Source organism: uncultured Meiothermus sp. (assembly GCF_937863175.1).
Classification (GTDB): domain Bacteria; phylum Deinococcota; class Deinococci; order Deinococcales; family Thermaceae; genus Meiothermus.
Genome location: NZ_CALMCQ010000174.1, coordinates 1 through 22,837, shown reverse-complemented (window position 1 = coordinate 22,837; position 22,837 = coordinate 1). Strand labels below are relative to the sequence as shown.

At 61.8% G+C, this 22,837-nt stretch carries 24 protein-coding genes; 12 read left to right on the top strand and 12 right to left on the bottom strand.

All coding sequences use genetic code 11. The features are described 5' to 3' along the window. The 5 genes from Q0288_RS06795 to Q0288_RS06775 form a co-directional block, all read left to right on the top strand. A partial coding sequence (locus Q0288_RS06795) for a hypothetical protein (protein ID WP_299429024.1) occupies positions 1-1,640 on the top strand: 1,640 nt, incomplete at its 5' end. Between the two features lie 9 nt (positions 1,641-1,649). Beyond that, complete coding sequence (locus Q0288_RS06790) at positions 1,650-1,871, top strand: hypothetical protein (protein ID WP_299429022.1); 222 nt, start codon at positions 1,650-1,652, stop codon at positions 1,869-1,871. Positions 1,872-1,889: 18 nt separating this feature from the next. Further along, positions 1,890-2,222, top strand: coding sequence for a DUF1016 N-terminal domain-containing protein (locus Q0288_RS06785; protein WP_299429020.1), 333 nt, complete (start codon positions 1,890-1,892; stop codon positions 2,220-2,222). Between the two features lie 116 nt (positions 2,223-2,338). After that, positions 2,339-2,950: a type IV toxin-antitoxin system AbiEi family antitoxin domain-containing protein gene (locus tag Q0288_RS06780; protein ID WP_299429018.1), complete on the top strand. Its 612-nt coding sequence runs from the start codon at positions 2,339-2,341 to the stop codon at positions 2,948-2,950. After that, positions 2,947-3,828: a nucleotidyl transferase AbiEii/AbiGii toxin family protein gene (locus Q0288_RS06775; RefSeq protein ID WP_299429016.1), complete on the top strand. Its 882-nt coding sequence runs from the start codon at positions 2,947-2,949 to the stop codon at positions 3,826-3,828. The genes Q0288_RS06780 and Q0288_RS06775 overlap by 4 nt, the downstream gene beginning before the upstream one ends. Before the next feature lie 367 nt (positions 3,829-4,195). Here the strand turns inward: Q0288_RS06775 and Q0288_RS06770 are convergent, their stop codons facing one another. Continuing rightward, positions 4,196-5,179: a hypothetical protein gene (locus tag Q0288_RS06770; protein ID WP_299429014.1), complete on the bottom strand. Its 984-nt coding sequence runs from the start codon at positions 5,177-5,179 to the stop codon at positions 4,196-4,198. Positions 5,180-5,385: 206 nt separating this feature from the next. Here Q0288_RS06770 and Q0288_RS06765 point away from each other — a divergent pair, with 206 nt between their 5' ends. Then, a complete protein-coding gene (locus tag Q0288_RS06765; RefSeq protein WP_299429012.1) occupies positions 5,386-6,333 on the top strand; it encodes a hypothetical protein in 948 nt (315 codons plus the stop codon). A gap of 159 nt (positions 6,334-6,492) precedes the next feature. On the opposite strand, the gene Q0288_RS06760 is transcribed toward Q0288_RS06765, so the two are convergent. Together Q0288_RS06760 and Q0288_RS06755 are read right to left on the bottom strand one after the other, a co-directional pair. After that, positions 6,493-7,128, bottom strand: a complete 636-nt coding sequence (locus Q0288_RS06760; protein WP_299429010.1) for a hypothetical protein — start codon at positions 7,126-7,128, stop codon at positions 6,493-6,495. A gap of 15 nt (positions 7,129-7,143) precedes the next feature. After that, entirely contained in the window at positions 7,144-8,349 is a 1,206-nt protein-coding gene (locus Q0288_RS06755) for an XRE family transcriptional regulator (RefSeq protein WP_299429008.1), read from the bottom strand. 134 nt (positions 8,350-8,483) lie between these two features. Between Q0288_RS06755 and Q0288_RS06750 the strand changes: the two genes are divergently transcribed. From Q0288_RS06750 to Q0288_RS06730, 5 genes are all read left to right on the top strand, one after another. Then, complete coding sequence (locus Q0288_RS06750; protein ID WP_299429006.1) at positions 8,484-8,795, top strand: DUF2604 domain-containing protein; 312 nt, start codon at positions 8,484-8,486, stop codon at positions 8,793-8,795. Beyond that, positions 8,782-9,384: a putative metal-binding protein gene (locus Q0288_RS06745; RefSeq protein ID WP_299429004.1), complete on the top strand. Its 603-nt coding sequence runs from the start codon at positions 8,782-8,784 to the stop codon at positions 9,382-9,384. The genes Q0288_RS06750 and Q0288_RS06745 overlap by 14 nt, the downstream gene beginning before the upstream one ends. Positions 9,385-9,440: 56 nt before the next feature. Next, complete coding sequence (locus Q0288_RS06740; RefSeq protein WP_299429002.1) at positions 9,441-9,869, top strand: Mov34/MPN/PAD-1 family protein; 429 nt, start codon at positions 9,441-9,443, stop codon at positions 9,867-9,869. Positions 9,870-9,978: 109 nt separating this feature from the next. Further along, a complete protein-coding gene (locus Q0288_RS06735) occupies positions 9,979-11,409 on the top strand; it encodes an E2 ligase fold family C protein (RefSeq protein ID WP_299429000.1) in 1,431 nt (476 codons plus the stop codon). A gap of 26 nt (positions 11,410-11,435) precedes the next feature. Continuing rightward, on the top strand, positions 11,436-12,398 hold the full coding sequence (locus Q0288_RS06730; protein WP_299428999.1) for a hypothetical protein: 963 nt from the start codon (positions 11,436-11,438) through the stop codon (positions 12,396-12,398). Between the two features lie 132 nt (positions 12,399-12,530). Here the strand turns inward: Q0288_RS06730 and Q0288_RS06725 are convergent, their stop codons facing one another. The 9 genes from Q0288_RS06725 to Q0288_RS06685 form a co-directional block, all read right to left on the bottom strand. Continuing rightward, positions 12,531-12,770, bottom strand: a complete 240-nt coding sequence (locus Q0288_RS06725; protein WP_299428997.1) for a hypothetical protein — start codon at positions 12,768-12,770, stop codon at positions 12,531-12,533. 379 nt (positions 12,771-13,149) lie between these two features. Next, on the bottom strand, positions 13,150-14,358 hold the full coding sequence (locus Q0288_RS06720) for an SAVED domain-containing protein (RefSeq protein ID WP_299428995.1): 1,209 nt from the start codon (positions 14,356-14,358) through the stop codon (positions 13,150-13,152). After that, positions 14,339-14,836, bottom strand: coding sequence for a Mov34/MPN/PAD-1 family protein (locus Q0288_RS06715; RefSeq protein WP_299428993.1), 498 nt, complete (start codon positions 14,834-14,836; stop codon positions 14,339-14,341). The genes Q0288_RS06720 and Q0288_RS06715 overlap by 20 nt, the downstream gene beginning before the upstream one ends. Continuing rightward, entirely contained in the window at positions 14,833-16,560 is a 1,728-nt protein-coding gene (locus tag Q0288_RS06710) for a ThiF family adenylyltransferase (RefSeq protein WP_299428991.1), read from the bottom strand. The genes Q0288_RS06715 and Q0288_RS06710 overlap by 4 nt, the downstream gene beginning before the upstream one ends. Next, positions 16,557-17,606 carry a nucleotidyltransferase gene (locus Q0288_RS06705; RefSeq protein ID WP_299428989.1) on the bottom strand — a complete coding sequence of 350 codons (1,050 nt, stop codon included), beginning with the start codon at positions 17,604-17,606 and terminating at the stop codon, positions 16,557-16,559. The genes Q0288_RS06710 and Q0288_RS06705 overlap by 4 nt, the downstream gene beginning before the upstream one ends. Before the next feature lie 139 nt (positions 17,607-17,745). After that, positions 17,746-18,216 (bottom strand): Mov34/MPN/PAD-1 family protein, encoded by a 471-nt coding sequence (locus Q0288_RS06700; RefSeq protein WP_299428987.1) that lies wholly within the window; start codon positions 18,214-18,216, stop codon positions 17,746-17,748. Between the two features lie 14 nt (positions 18,217-18,230). Continuing rightward, positions 18,231-19,274 (bottom strand): nucleotidyltransferase, encoded by a 1,044-nt coding sequence (locus Q0288_RS06695; RefSeq protein WP_299428985.1) that lies wholly within the window; start codon positions 19,272-19,274, stop codon positions 18,231-18,233. Positions 19,275-19,703: 429 nt separating this feature from the next. Continuing rightward, on the bottom strand, positions 19,704-19,931 hold the full coding sequence (locus Q0288_RS06690; protein ID WP_299428983.1) for a hypothetical protein: 228 nt from the start codon (positions 19,929-19,931) through the stop codon (positions 19,704-19,706). Positions 19,932-20,007: 76 nt separating this feature from the next. Then, positions 20,008-20,187, bottom strand: a complete 180-nt coding sequence (locus Q0288_RS06685; protein ID WP_299428981.1) for a DUF1508 domain-containing protein — start codon at positions 20,185-20,187, stop codon at positions 20,008-20,010. Positions 20,188-20,475: 288 nt separating this feature from the next. Between Q0288_RS06685 and Q0288_RS06680 the strand changes: the two genes are divergently transcribed. Continuing rightward, positions 20,476-22,398 carry a BTAD domain-containing putative transcriptional regulator gene (locus Q0288_RS06680; RefSeq protein ID WP_299428979.1) on the top strand — a complete coding sequence of 641 codons (1,923 nt, stop codon included), beginning with the start codon at positions 20,476-20,478 and terminating at the stop codon, positions 22,396-22,398. The last annotated feature ends 439 nt before the right edge of the window (positions 22,399-22,837 follow it).

The following is a 22,837-nucleotide window of genomic DNA, read 5'->3' as shown; positions in this document are numbered from 1 at the left end:
GCCTGGCGGCGGGGTTCGTGGCGGTGGCGCTGGCCTTCGGGGTGTTCCTGCTGGTGATCGGCCAGAAGCCCCTCGAGGAGAGGAAAGTCCAGGGCAGCCTGGGCAGCCTCTCCGGGCTGGTGGCGGGCCAGGGGGACGGGTCACAGACCCCCGGCGACGCGGGCGCGGATGCGGCGCTGCTGCCCGAGGCCAGCGACCGCCCCGAGGCCACGACCCTGCTTGGTGCAAGCACTGGTGCAAGCACGGGTGCAAGCGCTGATGCACCCTCGAGCGCCGCCCCAGCGGGCCACACCGGCCCGACCCCCGGATTCACCACCGCCGACCCACCCGCAGCTTCCGGCCAAGCCCCCGCCGACGACTTCCGCCCTCGGGTCTACCCCCCAGCAGCGCCAACAACCCCTGCCGGGGCAGCCGACCTGCGGGCGGCGAGCCCCGGCCAAACCGCAAGTCTATCTCCCGCCACAGGCTCTGCCTCGGCCCTGCCCGCAGACCAGCCGCCCATCCCGTCCCAGCCCGTCCCCGTGCTGATCCGCCAGCCCGCAGGCCAACTCCCGACCCCGCCCCAGTATGTGACCACAGCCCGCCCGAGTCCCGCCCTCGCCGCGAGCGCGGCCTCAGCCGCAGACCCCGAGGCGATACAGGGGGGCGCTCGAGCCGCGCCGACCGCTTCCGTAGCCATGCCCCGGCGCACGCCGCTGGTCGCGCAGAACCAGACCCCCGGCCCGTGGCAGGCGGTGCGCCCCACGGCGGCTGACTCGAGCGTCGCACTGGCCAGCAGCGCGGTCAGCGGTTATAGCGCCGCCGCCCCGCCAGCGCGGCCCTCGAGCGCCCAGGGCACCGCCGACGCGGGTGCGAGCTACTCTCGCGTCACCCCGCCCGTGCCGTCGAGTTCAAACGCCGTCGCCTTCAGCCGCCCCACGCAACCCGCCCCGACCGGCGGGCAGATGGTGCAGCTCCCACGAGCCGCCCCGCCCACGCCGGGAAGCGCCCAATCCCCCCAGCCCCAGCCCTCCGAGGCCCCTGCCGCCGCTACGGGGGACGCTGGCGACACGGGCCATACAGTCAGTCCCCTATCCCTTCCCAGTTTGCAGACCCCCACCAACCTGGCCCAGGGCTTTCTGGCGGGCCTCGACCCGAGCAAACCCTTGGAGGCCACGCTGGACACCAACCTGTTGTTGGTCGAGGGGGTCAGCGTGCTGGCTCGGGCCAGCACCCCGGACGGCACGGTCTGGCTGGGGCAGGCCAGCCTCGACCCGCTGCGGCGGGTCAGCATCCAGTTCAAGGAGGTCATCCAGGGCGCTCAGCGCATCCCGGTGTCGGCCCTGGCCTACGACGCACAGCACAGCCCCGGCCTGGCGGCGGAGTTCAAGGACGAAAACCCCAGTCTGGTGCAAGACCTATTGCGCCAGGGGGCGCAGGCTGCTAACGGCTATCTGCAAAGCCTGCTGCAATCCAGCCAGACCACCGCCGTGCCGGGCGGCGGAGCCGTGCAAGACCGCAGCGCCCCGCCGCTGGAGTGGGTGCTGCTGGGCGAGCTGGGCAAGCTCTTCACCCTGCCCCAGCCGCAGAACAGCTTTGTCCGCACCGCCCGCGTGGCCCGTGGAACCCCGGTGCTGATCTACCTGAGCCCTGCCAAGTGAAGGAGTGTTATGGCGATTAAGAAGTTTATCCAACGACAGCTCGAGCAGCCGCAAAAACCCGCCGGGGAGAGCCGCAAGGTCAGCCTGCACCTGAGCGAGGGCGACCACGCCAGGGCCGAGCGGCTGCGCCAGGCCTTGGGGATGAAGTCCCTGAAGGAGCTGCTCGAGGGGCTGGTGATGGAGGGGATTCAGGAGGCCGAGGAAGTTTTGGAGAACAACCTCAAGAAGTAGACCAAGGGGGAGGGTAGGATGAACCCGATGGAACTGGCCAATCAAGCAGACTACCAAGACCTGCTCCAGCAGCTCTCGGGCCTACTGACCGAGGCCCGCCAGCAGGCTGTTCGCACGGTCAACACCCTGCTGGTGCAGACCTATTGGCAAATCGGGCGGCGGATCGTGGAAGAGGAGCAGGGCGGGAGTTTACGCGCTGCTTACGGAGAACGTCTCCTGCCCCAGCTCGCCAAAGATCTCACCCAGCGTTTCGGTCGTGGCCTTTCCCAACGTAACCTCGAAACTATGCGCCAGTTTTACGTGGCCTTCAGGATTCCGCAGACGGTGGCTGCGGAATTGAACTCCCCCTAACCACAAGCCAATTCCCTCTTAACTAGGCCGAAGGGGGAGTGATAGGCTGCTTTAGAGGCTGGAGGGATTGCCATCAACTGTTACAAAATGTATATAAATATAGTAAACTATAAACAATGAGTAACATAGCCAACCCCACCACTCGAGTCCTTCAGTTCGCCCGAGAGCGCGGCATCCTGCGGGCCAGCGACCTCGCGCCGCTGGAGATTCCCCGCACCTACCTGAGCCGAATGGTGGAGCAGGGGCGGTTGGTGCGGCTCGAGCGCGGCCTGTACGGCCTGCCCGGCCACTCACCCGGCGAACGGCACTCCCTGGCCTTGGTGGGCCGCAGGGTTCCGGGCGGGACGGTCTGCCTGCTATCGGCGCTCCAGTTTCACGGGCTGACCACCCAAGCCCCTTGGGAGGTGTGGCTGGGGATCGAGTACGGCGGGCGCACCCCTAAGCTCGAGTACCCCCCCCTGCGTGTGGTTCGCTACAATCCTGCCAGCTTTGCAACTGGGGTGGAAACCCACAGTATTGAGGGCGTGAGTGTGAGCGTGTTCAACGCTGCGAAGACTGTGGCCGACTGCTTCAAGTACCGCCGTCAGGTGGGGCTGGACGTGGCCCTGGAGGCCCTCAAACAGGGCTGGCAGGAGCGGCGCTTCAAGGTGGACGAGCTGCTGGGGTACGCCCGTATTAACCGGGTGGAACGGGTGATCCGACCATACCTCGAGGCGATCCTGGCATGAGGAACCTGGCGGCTTCGGTGCGGGCCAGGCTGCTTAACTTGGCCAAGGCCCAGGGCGAGGAGTTCCACCGGGTCACCGTGCGGTTTGCCCTCGAGCGCCTGCTCTACCGCCTGGGCATCTCGCCCCACCGCGAGCGCTTCGTGCTCAAGGGGGCCGTGCTGCTGCTGGCGCTGGGCCAGACCCTGCGCCCGACCAAAGACCTGGATCTGCTGGGGTTCGGTTCCGACGATGCCGAGGAGCTGACGGCGGTCTTCGGGGAGATCATGACCCTCGAGGGGGAGGACGGGATTCGCTTTGATCCCGACAGCCTGCGGGCAACTGCCATAAGGGAAGACCTCGAGTACGGCGGGGTGCGGCTGCAATTCCTGGCCCATCTGGACACCGCCCGCATCCCCGTCCAGGTGGACATCGGGTTCGGCGATGCCGTCACGCCCGCGCCGGTTGACCAAACGGTGCCGACGCTGCTCGGGCTGCCCGCCCCGCTGGTACGGGCCTACCCGCTGGAGACGGTGGTGGCGGAGAAGTTCGAGGCGATGGTCAAGCTGGGGCTGCTTAACACCCGCATGAAGGACTTCCACGACCTCTGGAGCATCGCCGGGCAGTTCAGCTTTGAGGCCGCAGTGCTGCAAAGGGCATTGGCGCAAACCTTTGAACGCCGTCGCACCGACTTACCCCAACAAACACCTACCGCATTCAGCGCCGAGTTCGCCCAGGATGCCGCCAGACAGCAGGTTTGGTCAGCGTTTCTAGGACGGGCGGGACTGCAAACGGTGGGCCTAGAGGAAGTGATCAACGGGCTTGAAGGTTTTCTCGAGCCGCTGTGGCTGGGCACTGCTCGAGGGCGATGGAACCCACAATCTTGGAAATGGGAGACGTAGGGTGACTCGAGGGGCTGCCCAACACCGTGCTGGCGGCAGAGTACCAGACCCGGCTGCCAGGTGAAGGCGTGCTGACTAGAGAACTCGAGCGCAACCGCAAAGTTTTAGAAACCAGGGCCACAACTAAGCTGAAGGGGCAGTGAGGGTAGCGGCTGCTCCATAACCACGCCTCGCAACTCATTCACCCTGCCCAGCCGCAGAACAGCTTCATGCGAACCGCCTGCAAAGCCGCGCCAAGCCCTGGGGATGAAGTCCCTCAAGGAGCTGCTCGAGGGGATGCAGGAGGCCGAGGAAGTTTTGGAGAACAACCTCTCTTTACACTGTGGCAAGTTTTCGATGGAGCTTGGTCAACGGCCGAGGGCCAGAATCAGCCCCGACCGTAGACGCGGGGTGCAAGGTCGGCCAGTCGCTCGAGCCGACCTTCCAGCGGCCCCGCCCCTGGCAGGCCCGCGAAGGTGATCGGGCTGGTCTCCTCGCGCACGCTCCAGTCGCGGGGGAAGAACCAACTGGCCTTGAGCAACCCCCGAAACCCCTCGCGGCTGACGCGCTCGCGCAGCGCCAGGTGTCGGGCCAGGCGGCTGGCGGTCTCGCCCGCCAGCCTCGATGCCTCGGCGGCGGTCAAGCGTAGGTAGCCTGGCACCTCGGTTCCCCGGCTCCAGTCTCCCGCGTGGTAGTCCTCGACCGGGCCGTTGCGGTATGCCGTCAGCACGGCGTAGTTGGCCTCCCGCCTCACCGCGATAGCATCCTCCTCGGTTCCCTCGGGAGTCCGAACGGCCAGGCTCGAGAGGTGCTCGCCCACGATCTGATCGGTGACCAACTCGGCCACACCGTCGGCGTAGACTCCCCGCCGCTCCCGCCACGGCATGGGTAGCGCGGTCTGGGTGGCCCGCACCCGGCGGCGAACTGTCGCAGGCTCCGCCGCCCGATCCAGCCACCAGCGGGCCAGCCCGGAGGAGAACTCCAGGTTGACCCGCATCATCTCGTCGTTGCCGAACCGGGAGAGGCCCGCGTCCTTGCGAAATTCGCCGTAGGGCTCGCCGGAGGCCCAGACGTTGGCGAAAGAGCCGTAGCGCCAGCAGCTCGCCACGACGGCATCCGCCTCCTCGAGGGCCGAGACCGGTCCGTCCGAGAGGCCCGCCCCAATCCGGTCGAGCGCGGCGAACAGCCCCCGCCAGGGGGCTGAGGCGGGGGTCAGAACGAGCCCGTGCTGGGGGATGCCCGAGTTGTCCCAGGTCATCGCCGACCAAGCCCCGTAGCCCTCGACCCCCGGCACCTCGAAGGGCTCGCGGAAGGCCCGCGAGACGCGCTCGAGACCGTCAGCGGATCGTGTAAATGTGTGCTCCGAAGCCATCACCTCAAAGACTACCCGATCCCTTTCTGCCAGCGAGGGCTAATGAAAGCGCCCACCCTGCGGACAAATCCCCACACGCGGTCGCACCAAACCATCGACGGGAGACCGGGCTGAGGGCGAGATTTTGGAGAATAGAATCTACCCACGACTCTGTGGGAAGCCTGGGCTACCCGGACAACCTTTGGCAGAGTTGTGAGGCCCGACGCATGAAGTCATTCCCACGCCTTTGGCACCACCCCGATGAAGATTCAGTCGAGTCCTTTCTAGAGAGCCTGCGCAAACGTGGAGTCCGGCTGCGGCGGCGGGGCAAGCGGGTGCGCCTGGAGCTGCCCGCCGATCCCGAGCAGGTCGTCGAGGCAATTCTGCGCCTGGGAGTCGCCAGCGAACGATCCCTGGTTCACCGCTACCGGCTGCAAAGCAAGGGGGTCATACAGTTGGAACTGGCTCGAGTCCCCGGCCTTGGCCCCCTTGGCCCGCTGGACTTCGACGACCCGGACGACCAGCGTCACTACCACCACGCCCCCGCCTTCTTGAGCCTGCTCGAGCACTTCGGGTACGAGCCGATGCAGGAGGGGTCGAAGATCCACGTCAGTCTCCCCTCGGACGCGAGTCTGGTGGAGGCGTATAGGCTGGCCGAGCTGGTGGAGTCGGCGGTGAATCACGGGCTGGTCATCGGCAGCATCAACGGCGGCGAGGAAGACTTCGAGGTCATCTTGCTGGTAGATGAAGACCGCCTCAACCCGCCGCTTTATAAGGTGGTCAGCGGCCCCGAGGACTACCTGGTGCTCGCACCCCACATTGAGCGCGTCGAACTCAACTGGCCTCGGTTCGGCGACCCCGAGGCCCTGCGAGAATGGCTGGTGGCAAACTGTCTGATTTACTACGACGAACGGGGGCCGGGGAGTGCTCTGTCACTGCGGCAGCATCTGCGCGAGCGCGGTGTTCGCGGCGAGATGGGCCGCTACCGCCGGGCCGTGCGAGCCGACGACCGGCAGGCCCTCCGAGAACTCTGGAAGGGCGTGTTCGACCTCGAGTTGGATATGGCGCTGTCTTCCCCAGAGGAGTACGTTATCGCCAGCCTGAGCGAGCCAAGCGGCGAGCGCCACGGCCAGTATTTGCTCGAGCAGGAGACGCTTCGGGAGTGGCTGACCTGACCCCGGTTTGCGGAATTGCGTTAGGGCAGAGTGCGTATCTTTTCGGAAGTTGGCACTCGCAGGTAAGGTGCAGTCATCAGATCGCTCCGAAGGCGTACTCTAGCCCTACCCAACACAGCCCCATCAGCCTGTGCCCAAGAAGTGCGGTTCAAATCCCTGTCACCAGTAGCGACCGTGACCACTCCGCAGGCTGCTCAGGCTCAACTTAGGGTGACGCTCCCACATGATCTCCATTTCCAGGTAGATTTCTTCAGCATCATCCATGCTCAACACTCCGCCCTCGACTCCCTCGAGCAGAATCCAGGCGCTCGAGTGAACCTCTACCGCGTGAGGGGGCGGGTCTTGCCCCACGCGAGGGCAAGGGAAGAGACCGTTTTTGTAATTCTCGGCCTCCCGAAACACCTTCAGCTCGTCGGAGTACAGCACCAGCCCCCTGAAGGCCGCCAGGGTCATGCTCTCGGCCTCGCCTTCTTCCATCACGTCCTCGTCAGCCAAGCAAGCCAGGAAGTTCCACATGGCTTGATGAGCGACACTGGTACTCACCGCCAAGCGCCTGAAGCCCAACCCCTTCAGATATGTGTCCAGACTCTGGAAGCGGGTCATGTAGGCCACCCAGGCTGGGTCTCCGAGTTTATCCGAGTTGTTGCGCTGAAAGGCCCGGACACCTAGGTGCAACTCCTGGCGGACGGTCGCGCCCACAAACAACTGCCCCGGCAGGATGCGGGGCAGAAGGTCGAGCACGCCGACGAGGGCGAAGTTGCGTAGGGTGTTGGCATCGAATATATGACCGGGCACGACGAATCCTCGGGCTTACTTCACATAGTCTTCGGCTTCCTTCAGGTCGCGCTCCGACAGCCTGGGGTCGGGCTCGGGGTGCTTGCGTAGGCTGACAAACTCCTCGTACTCGAGGTTCACGTACTTGGCCGCCTGACGCTCGGTCAGCTCGCCCTCGAGCATCGCCCTCAGCACCAGTGCGCGAAAGGTGCGGGGAAGCCACTTAATCCGGGTCTGAACGGGAAGCAAGTCGGGGTGATAATCGAACTCCCAGTCCGGCAGCGGGTAGCCCATCTCCTGGGCCTTCCACACAGGCTGCACCGCTTTCAGCTCGTCGTAGCGCTCGGGGGTCAGTATCGTCAAGCGCCGCAGCCGCACCAACATGGCCGCGTAGCTCACCCCGAAGCTGCGGTGAAGATCGATCACATCCTCCGCCGTTAAGCCCTCGCTTCTTGCTTCGCGGGTTGCAAGGTAGCGCTTTATGGCCGACTCCGGCATCAGGAAAGCCGAGGCGAACTCGTTGGCTAGGTTTTCTTCGGCTGAGCGGTCGTCTTTGTAGGAGACCCCGCCGCCTCGGTGATACAACAGATGGGCCAGTTCATGGGCGGCGGTGAACACCTGGCGGTACGGGCGGTCTGCGGTGTTGATGCACAGCAGCGGGCCGATGTCGGCCTCGAGGTAGGCACCTGAGATACGCTCGTCGGAAATCGGCTGGCAGTATACGTGTACCCCGTGCGCCTCGAGCAGTTCAAATATTCGGAGGCCCACCGGGGCATCGTCCAGCCCCCACTCGTCGCGCAACCGCGCGGCATCACCCTCGACTGCGAATTTGCGTGTGTGGCTCGAGCCCCGATCCTTCCAGTCGGGGAGATCTGCTGCCTTAGGTTTGCACTCGTACCGGGTACACAGGCGCTGGTAGCGCTCGGCGAACTTGAGAAACCCGCTCAGAAGGGCCTCGACCTCGCCGCCGTCGAGTTTCTCGGCCAGCATCGAGCGAAGCTGCATGTTTCGGCTGGGCTGCTCACCCCCAGCCCCAGCCACCAGCGAACTCATGCTGACCCCGTAGGTCATACACATCTTTGAAAGCATCAGCACGTCCACCGGGCGCTCGCCCCGCTCCATCCCGGAAAGTCGCGGGCGATCCACCCCGATCAGCTCGGCGGCGCGGTCTTGGGTGAGGCCTGCCCTTTTGCGGGCTGTGGTAAGTCGTTCACCGATCTCTGCCCTCAGTTTTTCGTCCATGTCAGCCTCCCCTCTGACAAGGGAAAACAGCCAAACTTCGCTTCGTTGCTTCCAACATCTTGTCACCTCCCGAAACATATTGTAGCATATTAGCTACAAAGCCCCTCCCGTTTTCGGGGCGAAAGGAGCCTCTCATGCATGGTGATAAGGATAAACCCAACGAAGACAAGAAAGGTCAGGGGGGCAACCCCAATAAAATCACCCTCGTATTCGTGATCAACGGGAGCGCGACCGAGGTCGAGGCCAACGTCAACGCCCCGCTGAAGGCCGCCGCCAACAAGGCGCTCGAGCAGAGCGGCAACGAGGGCCAGCCCTTGGAGAACTGGGAACTCAAGGACGCGAACGGCAACCTGCTCGAGCTTGACCGCAAGCTCGAGGACTACGGCTTTGCCTCGAGCACCAAGCTCTTCCTCAACGTGAAGGCGGGGGTCGGTGGCGGACGGTGAGGCGAGGGTTGATCCTGCGGTCTCGAGGGCCAAGTTCGAGCGCGAGCTGAGCAACTGCCTCGAGCAGCAGGATCACCTGATTCGCCGGGGAATTTGGATTGTCAAATCCGAGTTCCCCGAAGTCTTTGTCGTGTTCGGCACACCCAACATGACTCCTGCGGTGGCTTTATTCGGAGCAATCATTGACTTTTCAGAATACGACCTCTTGCCACCATCGGTTCGGCTGGTGAACCCATTTACCTTGGAGGCATACAAAGCCAACCAACTACCCACCGTACTCAAACGAGCTATCAAGAACCCGATACCATTATCGCCCGAACAACAAGCAATGGGGATAAATCCGTTCGAGACGCACTTAATGGTCGCCCATGACGATTTGGAAGTCCCACTCCTCTGCCTTCCAGGTGTGCGGGAGTATCACCAACACCCAGCACATACTGGTGACCCGTGGCTTATTCACCGTAACTCTGGAGAGGGGTCGTTGTATTTTCTTCTAAACACACTTGCTAAGTACGGCTCGGAACCAATTTTGGGCTATGCCATACAAGCACGAGTAACAGGATTGTTGCAAAGTGGAGCACCTGAATGAAGGGCTTATCTGGAGTCATTAACATTTCTGTTCCCAAGTCGGCGGCTGTGGAAACGATGGCTCATCTCCGAACTGTGGGCAAGCAAGGTCTCGAGGGGGTTGCTTTGTGGGCAGGGAAACACACGGCGGACAGCTTTACCGTGGAGTGTGCCATCATCCCGAGACAAAAAGCCTTCCGCTCCGAACACGGGCTGCTCTACACGGTCGGCTCCGAGGAACTGCACCAAATCAACGTCTGGCTGTACGAAAACCGGATGACGCTCGTCGCCCAGATTCACAGCCATCCGGGGGCCGCCTATCACTCAGATACCGACGACCTATACCCTATCGTCACCACGGTTGGGGCACTCTCGCTGGTGGTTCCAGACTTTGCCAGTGCGCCTTTTGAGCTGGATAACTGTGCCGTATATCGCCTGTTCTCGGGCCGGGGGTGGGTGGAACTGTCCGCGACCGAGATAAAGCGATTGATCCGACTGGAGGTATGAGATAGCGCTCGCGCCCTACCACCACAAAGCCGCCCTGGCCGCCGCCAGCGTCCTGAAGGGGTTCTCCTACGACGGGTTTGCTAAACATCTTGAAGATACCGTCGTGGGCGTGGCCTTCGATCAGGTGGCCTGCGAGTTGTTTGAGGGCAGGGCGACCCTGGATCTGCTGGTTGACCTGCTTTCGCGGCTCTACCCGAGGCTGGCTCTGGTTTGCCTAGACCCAGGATCGTCCGAGCATCTCGAGGCTCTCAAGGCCAAGGCCGCTGCGATCAACCCGCTGATCGAGATCGAGACCTCTCTGGACGCGGCTGGCATCGTCGCGGTCGTGGGTCGTACACCTCTGCACGAAGGCGACTGTGTTTATGTCGGCTCGGAGGGCTGGCGGGTTAAGCTCTCCCGCTCGAGGCCTGTGGGAAGCGCGGACGGCAGAAATCCGTTCGGCGCGGGGGCCGCAGCCTGTTTCGCCGCAGCGAACATTTTTCGCCACGTCTTCCGGGAGTCGCTCACACGCGGCGAGCCGGATCGAGACTTCGAACTGTCGCTTTTGGACTTCTCCAAATCCTCTCCGGGGGCCAACCCGGTACTCGAGGGGGTTGACCTCGGTGAGTCCCACCTGGTGGGCATCGGGGCGGTCGGACACGGGGCAGCCTGGGCGCTCTCCAGGGCTCCGGTTCAGGGGATGCTTCACCTCGTTGACGCCGAGACGATAGACGATACCAACCCGCAGCGGTACGTGAGCACTCTCTGGGCTGATCGAGGAAGTTCTAAGGTCGAGCAGGTGGTGGGGTGGTTCGGAAGCCCAGGCGGCCTACAGGTCGTCCCTCACCCGATGACCTGGGGGCAATACCTACAACAGCGACAGGACTGGCACCTCGAGCGTGTGGCCGTGGCTCTGGACAGTGCCGAGGAGCGCATCGCCGTGCAGGCCGCTCTGCCCCGGTGGCTGGTGAATGCTTGGACTCAGGCACTCGACTTGGGCGTTTCCAGACACGAATTTACAGGAGAGAAGGCCTGTTTGGCGTGTCTTTACTTGCCCACCGGGCAACGAAAAAGCGAGTCGGAACTGATCGCCGAGGCCATCGGCCTGCCGCAGCTCGAGCGGGACGTAATACGCGGCCACCTTTACCAGTCTCTGCCCCTTGATCGTCCGTTCCTCAAACAAATAGCTGCTGCCAAGGGGATGCCCGTCGAGCCCTTGCTGCCGTTCGAGGGGAAACCCTTGCGAGAGTTTTACTCGAAGGCCGTCTGCGGGGGGATCGTCCTTCAGCATTCGGGCAAGACCGACGCGAGTCAGGGTAGCGCTGAGGTGCCAATGGCCTTCCAGTCGGCGCTGGCTGGAGTATTAGTAGCCAGCGAGATGGTGATCCACGCGGGCGCTCTCCGCGACGAGCCCATCGCCACGACTACTAAAATCAACCTGCTAAGGCCGCTGGGTTCTGAGCTGAACGTGCCCGAGGCCAAACGCGAGGGCTGCATCTGTCAGGACAAAGACTACCAGGCGGCCTATCGCACAAAATACGAACGGGAGACACGGGTATGAGCGTTGTACGCCGTTACTATCCCGGCATGTTTCTTCCCCGCATGCTTACGCCGTTGCTGTCGGTCAGGGTCGAGCGGGACAGGCTTCACCGGCAATGGATCGAGTGGTTCGAGGCGCTCTCCGGCCTAGATGCCGATGCCAAGAGCGCGCTCCGCCCGACAGTCGAGGAATGGGCGCGAGCCCTCGCGCCTGTGCAGGCTCTTTGGACTTATGTCGCGCTGTTCTGCGCGTTTCTCGTGCTCTGCGCATTCGCCGTTCTGGGCCTGCTTCAGGTCACATCACTGGTGCCGCTGACAGCCGAATACCGCGCACTTGTTTCGGATCTGAACAGGGCCTACATACCGGTACTAGCCCTCGGGTATGGACTCTTGTGGCTGGTCGTACACACCCGCGAGATAAAGACGGGTGGGCGTTTCCCCGCAGCCGCTGTGGGCCTCCACCTGCTGGCCGCGCTGCACTTCCTTGACGCTCGCCGAGGTGAGGCTCTTGATGCCGAATCCAAGCGACTGGTGGTGGGGCTCCTCGAGTCGGCGGCAGTCGCACTTGACAGGCACATGACCCGGTTCGTAGCACAGGGTGACGTCGCCTTCGGGGCGGAAGCTCGGGAACGTTTCAGGAACATGGCCGCCGGTCTGCGTGTGCTGAAGCTGGGGGTGGTTTTCGGCGGTGGGGACAGCCCCAAGGCCCAGGATCAACTGGCGGGTATCGTTGCGGCGTGGGCGCTTGGGAACTGGGCTGACCTCCCGATATCCACTCCGAGGCGCGTCTCGTGGGCGGGTCGATTCCCAGTTCTCTACAAGCTTTGGATCGGGTTATGTGCCGCCTGCTTTGTCGTGGGCATTTTCAGTATCTTCAAAACCCAAGCGTTCCCCTCCCAAGCGGTGTTGGTTCTACCTTTCCTGATCACCGCCCTGTTCGACAAGCGAACGGGCGAAGTTCTGAAGAGTCTGTTGGATGTCCTCGAGCGCATCCGAGGATCAAAACAGTGAGCTGTCGAGAGCTGACGTTCAGGTGCCATTGGTCGAGAACCGTGTTGCAGTCAGTTTTTAGGTATGATGTCCGGCTGCATCGATCTCACTCGAGCGGAGATGCGCTAGAAGGTCTGATCAACCCCTACGGGGCTACTGGGCGAGGTTTGTGGTGGGCTTGAGGCCCTTGAGGAAGAGGCCTTCGCCGTAGCGAGTACCGAAGCGGAGCAGGTCGGCCAGGGTCTTCTCGGAGCTGTAGACGTTCAGGAGGTGGCTCTCAGTTTTGACCTCCTGCTGGCCGTAGTCGCTGGTAGACAGGCTGGGGCATCTTTCTGCACCCCTGTTTGGGCCTCGAGCGGAGGCTACCAGCGCTTTTCCGCGAAGCTGGCGCACGCTCTGCTGCACTGCGAGGGGTGCATCGCCAAAGCGGTTAAGAGGTCGCGGGTAAACTGGCCGCCTCGCCTGCGTGATTACGCTGAAGGTGTGCGAAAATCACCGAGCCATCGAGGTTACTAGGCAGAGGTGTTCCAGACTACCTCGGACTCGTTCTCAGGATGTGAGTCAATGTGAATGTGCTTGAACGCTTCCCAGGACGGGTAAATCGCAATACTGCTAAACCCAGTTTCCTGATTCGTGTCAGTGCGCCAGCATACAACGACCTGACCGGTGTGGAAAACTACCCCGTCAAGAACCTTCCCCGTCCCGCTAATACCCGTCGCATCTTTGTTTCGGATCAGGGTGAAAACCTTTGGACTCTGTGGTTCCTTCATTGCTAAACCTCGCAAGCCAAACTCCACATCTCGCTGGGCAACCACTCGTAGACTAGCAGGCTCGGAAAGTGGGTGCGGTGGTAGCGACCAAGCTCGATGGCAATGGGCGGCGGAACCGCCGGGAAGACGTGGACTCGAGCATTTTCACCGTGGAGCTGGGGGATTCGGTTGAGGAGGTTTAGGATGATGGAACTGAATTGAGCAACCTGATCCGTCGAAGAAATTACTCCGATTCCCGGTCTGCCGACTTTTACGGTGTACGTGGGTAAAGGCTCAGCGATAGCCTTGCGGATAGACCTGGCCGAAATAGGGCCTGAGACTTCGATTTTCAAGACTACATCTGTCTCAGCATCAGCGTCGTCATGCTCAGGCTCCTTGAGGAGAATCGGCTCTGGATTCCGATCACCATCCTCCCACCTCCAATGACGTTTGTCGTTGCTGAGTTGATACAGATCTAGCCCGACTTTATCGCCGAGCTTGCGGCCCAGTGCAATCAACAAGGGTATCCGGGCCAGGGCAAAGACCGAGAGGTGCTGTGGATCGTATGTTTCGCGGAGCTGATTAACACGCCTACCAAGCTCTTTGACGGCGTGCTCTATGTACTCCGGATCACGCGGATGTAAAGTCATAGCAGTCAGATTGACTTCAAGCGGCTGATCAGTGGCCGGGAAGCGGTTAAGCCACATAGCCTCCTGAACCTGGGTCGGTGTTGGAGGGTTTGGCACGGCCCCATTCACCATGTGGCTGCGGAACACGAGGGCATGGGATTTCTTGCTCGGGATCATCGAGATTGCCTTATCAATCCGATCTTCGTGAACCTTTTTCATCTCCACCAAAAGTTCTTCGGGGTACTTGGCGACGTATTTTTTCTTGTCCACGAGGTCGTGGCAGTCTCGACAGAGCAGCATCAAGTTGCCGATGTCTGTGGCTAGCAGTGGTGAGCGAACCTCGTCCCCGCGTGGCCCGTCCTTGGAGAACGAGACGATGTGGGCAATGTTGCTGCGGTTGATGTTCTCGAGGGTCAGTCCGTGCCGCCATAGCTTTTCGCCGCACCCTTCAAACTCGCATTGCCCTGCTGCCCTGGCCCAGAGCTGCAAGATTACGTCAGCGGGAATTTTCGGCCTCGAGGCTTTCTTCTTGGCCTCTTTAGCATCTTTCTTTGGTGGCGATTTCGCCCCCACCCTCTTGCCATTAGTCCGACTCTTGGCCATGTAGGCAAACCTCCCCGATCAAGTTCACACTGCGCTGGAAGCGAAAGCCCTCCCAAACCCGCACGGCATCAACACCGACGATAACGAAAAACAGTGCCTCGCCATGAATCTGTTTGTCGCTTAAGTGTTTCCGCCAAGACCTGAGATCTTCAGAAGAGGGGCTTGGAACCCCTTCAGGGTGGGTGTGCCACTCACCCAGATAGACACGAGTACCGTTGCTCTTTGCCCAGGCTTCATCCACAAACCGCTGGTGGCGCTTAGAGCGGACGAATCGCATCCGCGCTCGGGTGTCGCCCCGTACCGGGGTGGAAACGTCATCTATCACTAGGTCGTCAGATTCAAGTATCTGTCTCCCTAGCAGGAGGCCGCCAGCCTCTTTTTTTCTCAGGGTGTCCTGGCGAAGAGAGACCATCTTCACCCAGGCGGTGTCGGTGATCTTCAGCCGTCCGCCACTACTTAGGGTGAGGATTCTGCTCAATCCAGCCTCGCAGCACAAACAGGACAGTCTGACTGTCGAAACACCTCACCTGTGACGGTTAGCTTGTCATCGGTCACCGACCAGCGGGGGGAGAGCTGAAAGCCAGCCCGCAAGAACTCTGCACTTTCGCCTCGCCAGGAGGTCAGTCGGCTCTCCTGGATAGCGCCACGGAGGCTTCCTATCGCCAGACGGGCCGCCGTCTCGGCAGTCCGCAGCCCGTCCAAATACGAGAAGGGGGTGAAGGCCCCGCCACAACCTGCCAGGTCGCGTGTGAATTCCTGATTCGGGCCAGCGAAGGATGCCTGGTTGTACATGGGGGCATCCTCGTCGTCGGGCGAGGTGAAGAGGCACTCGAGGCAACCCTGCTTCGCCCGGACGGTCAGCACCGCGTGACCGCCGATCCCGAGGGGTTCAACCCAGGTGTGGATGGCCGGGGGTGCCTTGGGCAATCGCCGGAGACGTTCGTTGAGTTCGAGCTCGAGGGTGGGTTCGCCAGTCGCCAGGATGATCAAGTCAAACGCCGCAAATGACAGGGTGTTGGCCTGGATTAGCGCCATTATGTCGTCGTTGAACGACTGCATATCAATGTACGGAAACCTCCAGCGGATATCGATTTCAAGGGCACTTGCCTTTCGCTCCCCCACTAAGGTTTTCCCCAAGAAGTGCCTGAAGGTGTTGTCGTTGCTCATCGTGTCGGGATCCACCAGGGTGAGGTGACCCACCCCGCTGGCGGCCAGCATCTCGGCGATGTGCCCCCCTACAGCGCCGCACCCGACGATGGCGACCTTCTTCCCGAGCAAGGCATTGCTCGCCCCGCCCCTGGGCAGCAGGTACTCCTTGTCCCAGCGCTCGAGCTGGATCGGGACGGGAGTCTGCTCGCTCTGGTCAGCCAGCGGGTGCGTTTTATCATGCGCCCTCGGCTTGAAGGCCACAAGGGTTCTGCCGCCCCCGTGTTTTGCGAGGCCAACAACCACGGGGGCATCCGCGCCTGACTTCTTGAGCAGGCGCTTTAGGTTTCGGCGGTCGGCCCGCAACAGGCTCGCCTTGATCAGCTCTCGCCACTCGCCGAAAGTCCACGTTTGGCCGCCCTGAGGCGGGATGAAGGAGCCCCTGGGGGTGAGGGGGATGTACACGCCGAATCGAGGAGCCAAGTCTTTCGCCTTGAGCCTGGCCTCGATCACCTGACGGCCCGCCCGGTCGTCGAAGAAAGCCACCGGCATCAGGCCGCCGGTCTGGGCATTCCCCCGCTCCAGCACCATGACTTGCCTTTGCCGGTCGTTCGGATTTACGGCGCTGTAGGCCCAGTGACGCTCGTCGCTCCTGAGCCAGTAACTTCCGAACTCCTCGATGAAGTCCTGGCTGTTGCGGCGGTTAAGCCCGTCCGAGATCGTCCTGCGCGCGGCCTCGAGCGCCCAGGCGATGACCCCGGCAGGATTCCGCCGGTCAATCACCAGCCCCTGCTCGACGGCGGAGCAGACTCTGCCGCTTTTCTCGATATGGGGTATGGGGAAGGGCAGGCCGCCGACCACGAATACGGCGGGCAGGCTGCGGGGGAAGGCATCTGGTATGCGGACAGCAACCTCGAGCCCATGACCGTCGACGGTCATGGTGCCCGTCAGCCCGGCGCAAAAACCCTCGGGTAGGCGGGCAGTGTCGAGCGAGGAGACCGCCGCTAAGGTTGTTTCGGCCACTCGACACAGGGCGGCCTGCAACTCGGCACTCACGCGCTCGAGCTGCTCCCCACGACCGAGCGCGACTGCTGTTTGGCGGTCTCTTCCTCAGGGGGCACCGGGAAATCCTCCCCGAATTGCTTTTGGAGAATCAGGCAGGCCGCACGGGTATCCGGCTCGTCGCCAGCATCCTTGAGTGCCTGCTTGAGCGCCTCGAGGTTGGCCTCGAAGGTCTTCATCTGGGCGTTGGTCATCTTCACGAAGACATCGGTGCCGGGCTTTACGGGCACCTTCAACACCAGCCGTCTTGCAAACTCGCCGTCATGGACGACCAGAGTAAATTTGCTCAACATACTCTCCACGAGATTTTGCAGAGCAGCACGGTCATCGTACTCAACGGTGTTCTGCCAGTTGGTGGCCTTGCTGACCTGGAACCAGTAGTAAGCCGCGAGGGTCAGGCCGATCCCCACCGGAGCACCGTTCCCTCCAGTGTTGAACTGCTCCTGCTTCCAGCGCTTGAGGGCACGGATGCTGCGGCGGTACTGCTGGGCATCTTCGTCCGCATGTACCCCATTGACTTCTTTGATCAAGCCTTGGGGCTCGGACTCCTCCCAGAACTTGAGTTCCTCGCTCGAGTTCACTTTGCCCTTGGCGAGGTGCAGTGGTTCCGTGCCATCCTCTCCCGCCGCGTACACCGCGAGGTCAACGTGGTAGTCCACCTCGCCGTCCTTCATGTAGTAGACGGTGACGCAACTGCGCCGGATTTCCACCCGGCTGGTGTGATCCTCGAGGGCGTCGTAGACCCACTGCTTCACCTCCAGGGGTTTGTGCTTGTCCTTGGAGACGAAAAACCGAATGCCCACGTCAATGTCGTAGTCGCCCTCGACCGGCTTGATGCCGGTGTTCATAGCGTAGCTGCCCTGGTTGAAGGACTCGAATTTGGGAGGCTTCTCGCCCTTGACCTCGAAGTTCTTCTTCAGCCCCGAGCGCAGCTTGTCCACGATGATGTCGCGCTTGTCGCGCAAGGTCTGGAGTTCGTCGTAGGTTCCGAGCCGAATGTTCTCCTCGAATTGCTTGAACTGTTTTTGAACCTTCGCCATTTGCCCTCCTGTAAGGATTCGTTTCGCTTAGGTAGTCTGGCAAGATATGAGTTAATCAAGTTGAGTTGGCTACGCTAAGATTCTCATAGCTTACTTGGAAATCTAATAAACCGCCAAGCCTATTTTCGCTTGTAACGTATCAATTAACGAGGGCCAATCTCTCCACCCGATTATTCGCAAAGGCCTGCCAGAGACCGAGCCTTTCACTCCCCACTATGACGAAAAACAAGAACGGGCTCGTCACTGGCTCGCCCTTCAGCTTGCTCCGCCAGGTTTGGAGATCACTCCGGGAGGGGCTCGGGTCGGCCTCGCGGTGGGTGTGCCAATCGCCCAGAAGGCCGCAGGTTCCGCCGCTGGATCGCCAGAGCTTTTCGGCCTCGCGCTGGTGCAGGAAGGCATCCAGCGCGAATGCCCTTCTCTGCCTTGTGTCTCGCATCATCGGGACGGTGGCCCAATCCACCACGTAGTCGTCTGTGCCTTTGACGTGCCGACCCAGGAGCAGCCCCCCCGCCGCGAGCTTTTTCTCGTCAGTCTGGCGGTAGCCTTGGATGCGTTCGAGAGCCGGAGTGGCGAGCTTGACCCTACCCCCGTTTGATTGCCGAAAAATCATTTGTGTCCCCCGCACTAGCTATAGCTGGTCGGCATCACGGAAGGGGCGGCGAGCCTCTTGCCCGTTGTTGATGGCTTGGGGATTGGAAAGCGTTGTCCGAAGACTGTCCTCAAGATCTCACATGCCGCCACCGGGTCTACCTCAGCTCCGGCTCGAGAGAGGCTAGCGAGCAAGGTCTTAAGCTCTGTCTCGAGGTCTTTCATTTGCTTCAAGCTCATTCGGGCGAACACATCCGTCTTAGGCGCGACAGGCAGGGCTACCCTCAGACGATACTCCCAGAGGCCCAGAAAACCATCGCTAAAGCGATCCAGCATTTGCTTCACCAAGGCCCTGAGCGTGGCGAGGTCGTCGAACTGCTGGGTCTTCTCGACCGTCCGTGTTTGTGGCTGGAACCAGTGGTAGGCGGCCACGGTCAGACCGATACCCACTGGGGCTGCGTTACCGGTTTTCTTGAAAGTCTCGTCCCGCCAGCTTTTTAAGTACCGAATCACCCGCCTGAACTGCGCGGCCTCGTCGCCCTTTCGGTGACCGTTGATGAGCTTGATCAGTCCCTTCGGATCGGCCGGCTCCCAGTTCCGGCTTTTCTCGAGGGAGTTTTCCCTTCCTTTACCGATGTACATCTGCTCGCCGTTGCTGCTGGGACAGAACACAGCTATGTCCACGTGGTAGTAGGGATTCCCGTTCTTTACGTAGGAGACAGTCACACACGAATTGCGAATCGTGATCTTGGTGTTCGGCCCCGCCAGCGCATCGCGCACCCAAGCCTTTACCACCACTGGGTCGGGGAAATCTCGGCGGCTGATCTCGAACACCACCCCTACGTCAATATCAAACTCCCCGTCCGCAGGTGTGATCCCTGTGTTCATGGCGTAGCTGCCTTGGTTGAGCGTGGAGAAGCTCGGCGGCACCTTACCCTTCGCCATGAAGTCCCGTCTTAGACCTCTTTGCAGTCGTTCTAAAAGCTGATCCCGCTTTTCTCGAAGAATCTGATTCTCCTCATCCAGTCGGATAAGGTTGTGAAACGCCATGAGTTGTGATTGAACAATCGGGCTGTACATCTCATGTCCTCAGAAGATTATCCCGCCAAACAAAAAAGGGCACGCTCTATCCTGACTGATTCCAAATACTTGGTGCACGTTCGCCGACTTCGGCCGCAGCTTCAAAGTAGGTAACACCTGCATTAGCGGCGGCTTTCTTTACATCAGCTTTTGTCACGCCGATTGCTTGATCGCTTGTTATCCCCTCCGTAAACCTTGCGTACCAGATGGTGGTCAGCTTGAGTTTTTTCTATTGCTCTTTTTTCAAGTATTCGTTGAATTTTGCCCGTGCCTCCTCACTGACATTGCGGTTAAGATCCACGGTGAGCATGACATATACTGGCATTTTGTACCTCAGCTTTTCGCGCTATGACTCGGATTCTATTCAGTGTTTCAAACTCGAATGTATCAGTTCGTAGTAAAGGAGCGGCATGTGTATGAACCCGAACGCTAGCGCTCCCGACGGGCATAGCCCTTGCGCACGGTGGTGTTGATAAAGGAATTGAGTCCATGACCGGCCTGGGCGAGCCGCTTCATGTGCTCGATGTTGGCCGCGCCAGCGCTACCGAAAGTGTACAGATAGACTTCGCCTCGAGAGAACTGTACCCGAATGAAGTCCACCCCGGTCTCGTAGGCCATGACATTGGAGTCCCCACCTAAGTTTTTGTATGGTGTCATCTGTGTTGTCTCCAGCGGCTTGGCCTGCTCAGCAAAGTTGCTGCCGAGCAGGCTCTGCGGTGGTAAGGGCTACAACTTACGTCAGGTCGTAGACCGGGGCGGCTGGAGCGTCGCGCTTCACGAGCGCGATAGCCGCTTGGCAGTCGGACTTGTTCACGTAGCTCTCGCTCGACATGGCGATGATCTTGCCGTTGCTGGCGGTGAATCGCCAGCGGTACTGCCCGCTCGTGTCTTTGTAAATCTCGAACTTTGACATCAACAACACCTCACGTCCGTGCCTTCAGGCTGTGGGGTTCTGCCTGCTCACATGCCCCCGTTGCCGGTGCCGGGGTTGGCAAGAACCACGCTTATGGCCAGGGCGACCAGGTACACCAACGCACGTACTGAGAACACTCTTTTCATCGGTCGGTTCCTCCTGTTTTGGAAGGAGCCGACTAGCGCTAATCGGTCTGCTGAGAGCGTAATAAAGTGCCGTGCTGGCCTCGTGCTGGTCTGACCCAAAAAACGTGTTGGATGCCGATAGAATCGGGGAAAGGAGCACACATTGAACCCGATACTCGAGTGCATATTCCGGGGGGAGTACGCGGAGGGCTGGGAGCATTTTTCTCGCCTCGAGGCCCCCGCCGCCGAGGACTTGCGCTGGGCGGGGGTCTGCGCCTTCAACCTCCAGCGCTTTCAGCAGGCCAAGAACCTGCTGCTCGAGGCCCATGGCATGGGGCTGGGCGAGGCCGCCATCGAACTGTCCACCACCTACCGCCACCTCAACCAGCCCGGCCTGGCCGAGGCGACCCTGGCCGCGCTCGACCTGGAATCCACGACCCCCTTTGACCGGTGCCTGGCCCTCCGCGAGCTCGGGGCCTTTCGGTTCACGGTGGGCCAGTTGCGTCAGGCCGTGGGAGCCTTGGAGGAGGCGTGGGCGGTAAGCTACCAGACCCCGCTCGGGGCGCACCTGCGACCCTTCATCGGCCAGTCGCTCGGGTTCGCCTACGGCGACCTGGGCATGGATCGCAAGGCGGGCGACTACCTGGGCATGGCACTGGACGGGGCGAACCCCGCCAAGCGGCTCTACATCCGGCTCAATCAGGTTCTGAGCTGGGCGAAGCTCGGTCGGTTCGACGAGGCTGAAGCCGCCCTTCGGGAGGCCGTGGCTGCCACGGGCAATGTTCCAGCAGTTAAGCCGTTTCTGGCCTACTGCCAGGGCGTGCTCGAGTGGGAGCGGGGGAGGCTCCGAGAGGCTGTCTTGGCCCTGGATGCCTGCGTCGAGCTGTCCCGAGCTGCGGACGAGCCGGAGACTGAGTGCTACGCCCGACTCGTCCTCGCCGCCGTGTCAACCGCTCTTGGCCGAGGCGAGCGGGCCACCGAACACCTGCTGCGTGCGCGGCAGCTCACTGACAACCCGAAGGCCCGCGCCTACCTTGCTCTGCGCGAGGGAGCCGTAGCCTGCTTGACACGTCCGGCGGCAGCCACCGAGCAGCTTCGCGGCGCAAGGGAGCAGTTAGAGAAACTCGAGCTTTGGCGAGAGGCTGCCGCCAGCTCGCTCCACATGGCGGAGGCTGCCCTTCGCCTGGGGGACGCAAAGGCGGCCAAGGCCGCCCTGACCGAGGCACTTTTGACGGCGCGGCGGCTGGAGGGTCTCGAGGGCCTGCGAGCCGAGCTGCGCCACCTGCGGCTCGTCCGCGCCCACCTAGACCGGCAACCCGGCGGGAGTGCGTTCCGCGAGCTAATGGCTGTTCTGTCAACTACTACCACTGCCGACGCGACGCTGGTGGAGTTGGAAGTTCTGGGCGGTGTCTCGCTCAAGCTGAACGGCAAACCCGTGGCCCTCCAGCTAAGAAAAGCCCCGCTGCTGCTCTTCTACCTGCTGCGAAATGAAGAAACCCTAAAGGATCAGCTTCTGCTCGATCTCTTCCCCGACGAGCACGACCAGAAGGCGCGGAGCTACTTCCACCAGGTGCGCTACGCACTCAGCTCGGCCATACCCGGCCTTGACATCCCCTTCGATAGAATGCGGCGGTCGTACCGCCTCCGGGCCGAGGGGTTCCGGCTGTGGTGCGACGCGCACGAGCTGATGGAGTCCCTGGAGTCGGGCGGGCCGGAGCGCATGGCCCAGGCCCGCGAGCTGTACAAGGGCCAGCTCCTCCCCGGCTTCGACGGGGAGTGGGTGGAAGGGGAGCGAAGCCGATTGAACCGCCGGATGATCAGGGTCGGGGTGGAAACCATCGAGAGCTGGTTCCAGGAGGGCGAGTACGACAAGTGCCTGCGCCTCGCCGCGTTCCTGATGGAGATCGAGCCGGGGGACGACGTGCTCATGGCCTACCTCGAGCGGGCGGGCCACCACATCCGCGACCACGCCGCCGGGAGGCGCGTGGTGGACGAGCTGGCCCGGCAGCTCGAGGCCGACCTCGGGGAGGTGCCGCCCGCCGTCGCGGAGCTACGCCAGCGGATGCGGCGGGTAAGGCTGAACTGAACCAGAGTTGGCCCGCTTCTCGAGACGTACGTCTCGACCTTGGTGAGATAGCCGCTGCTTGAGAGGCACGGACTATCGGTCTACACAATTTTCAACCACTACTGTGGAGCAAAATAGGCTGGGTTAATCCGGGTATCCGCAAGCCCAACGGGGATACGAAAATCACTTCCCCACCTCTGGCTTGCCAGAATAGCTGCGGGAACCCCTGCGGTCAAAGGCGGCCGTGGAACCGCGCCACAGCCGATCCAGTAGGTAGACCTTTGACCTCCGAGAACCGCCTCCGCTAACCCCTTCTGTCAAGGAGGTGGGGAAGATGGCAGCGGAAGCACAAAAACCCGACGGCGAAAATCCGACCGATGTTCTCGGCGCTCAGGTCTCGAGCTACATGGCGCAGTTGAGCAAGACCCTCGAGGGGGGTGATCTACAGCCCCTGCGCGAG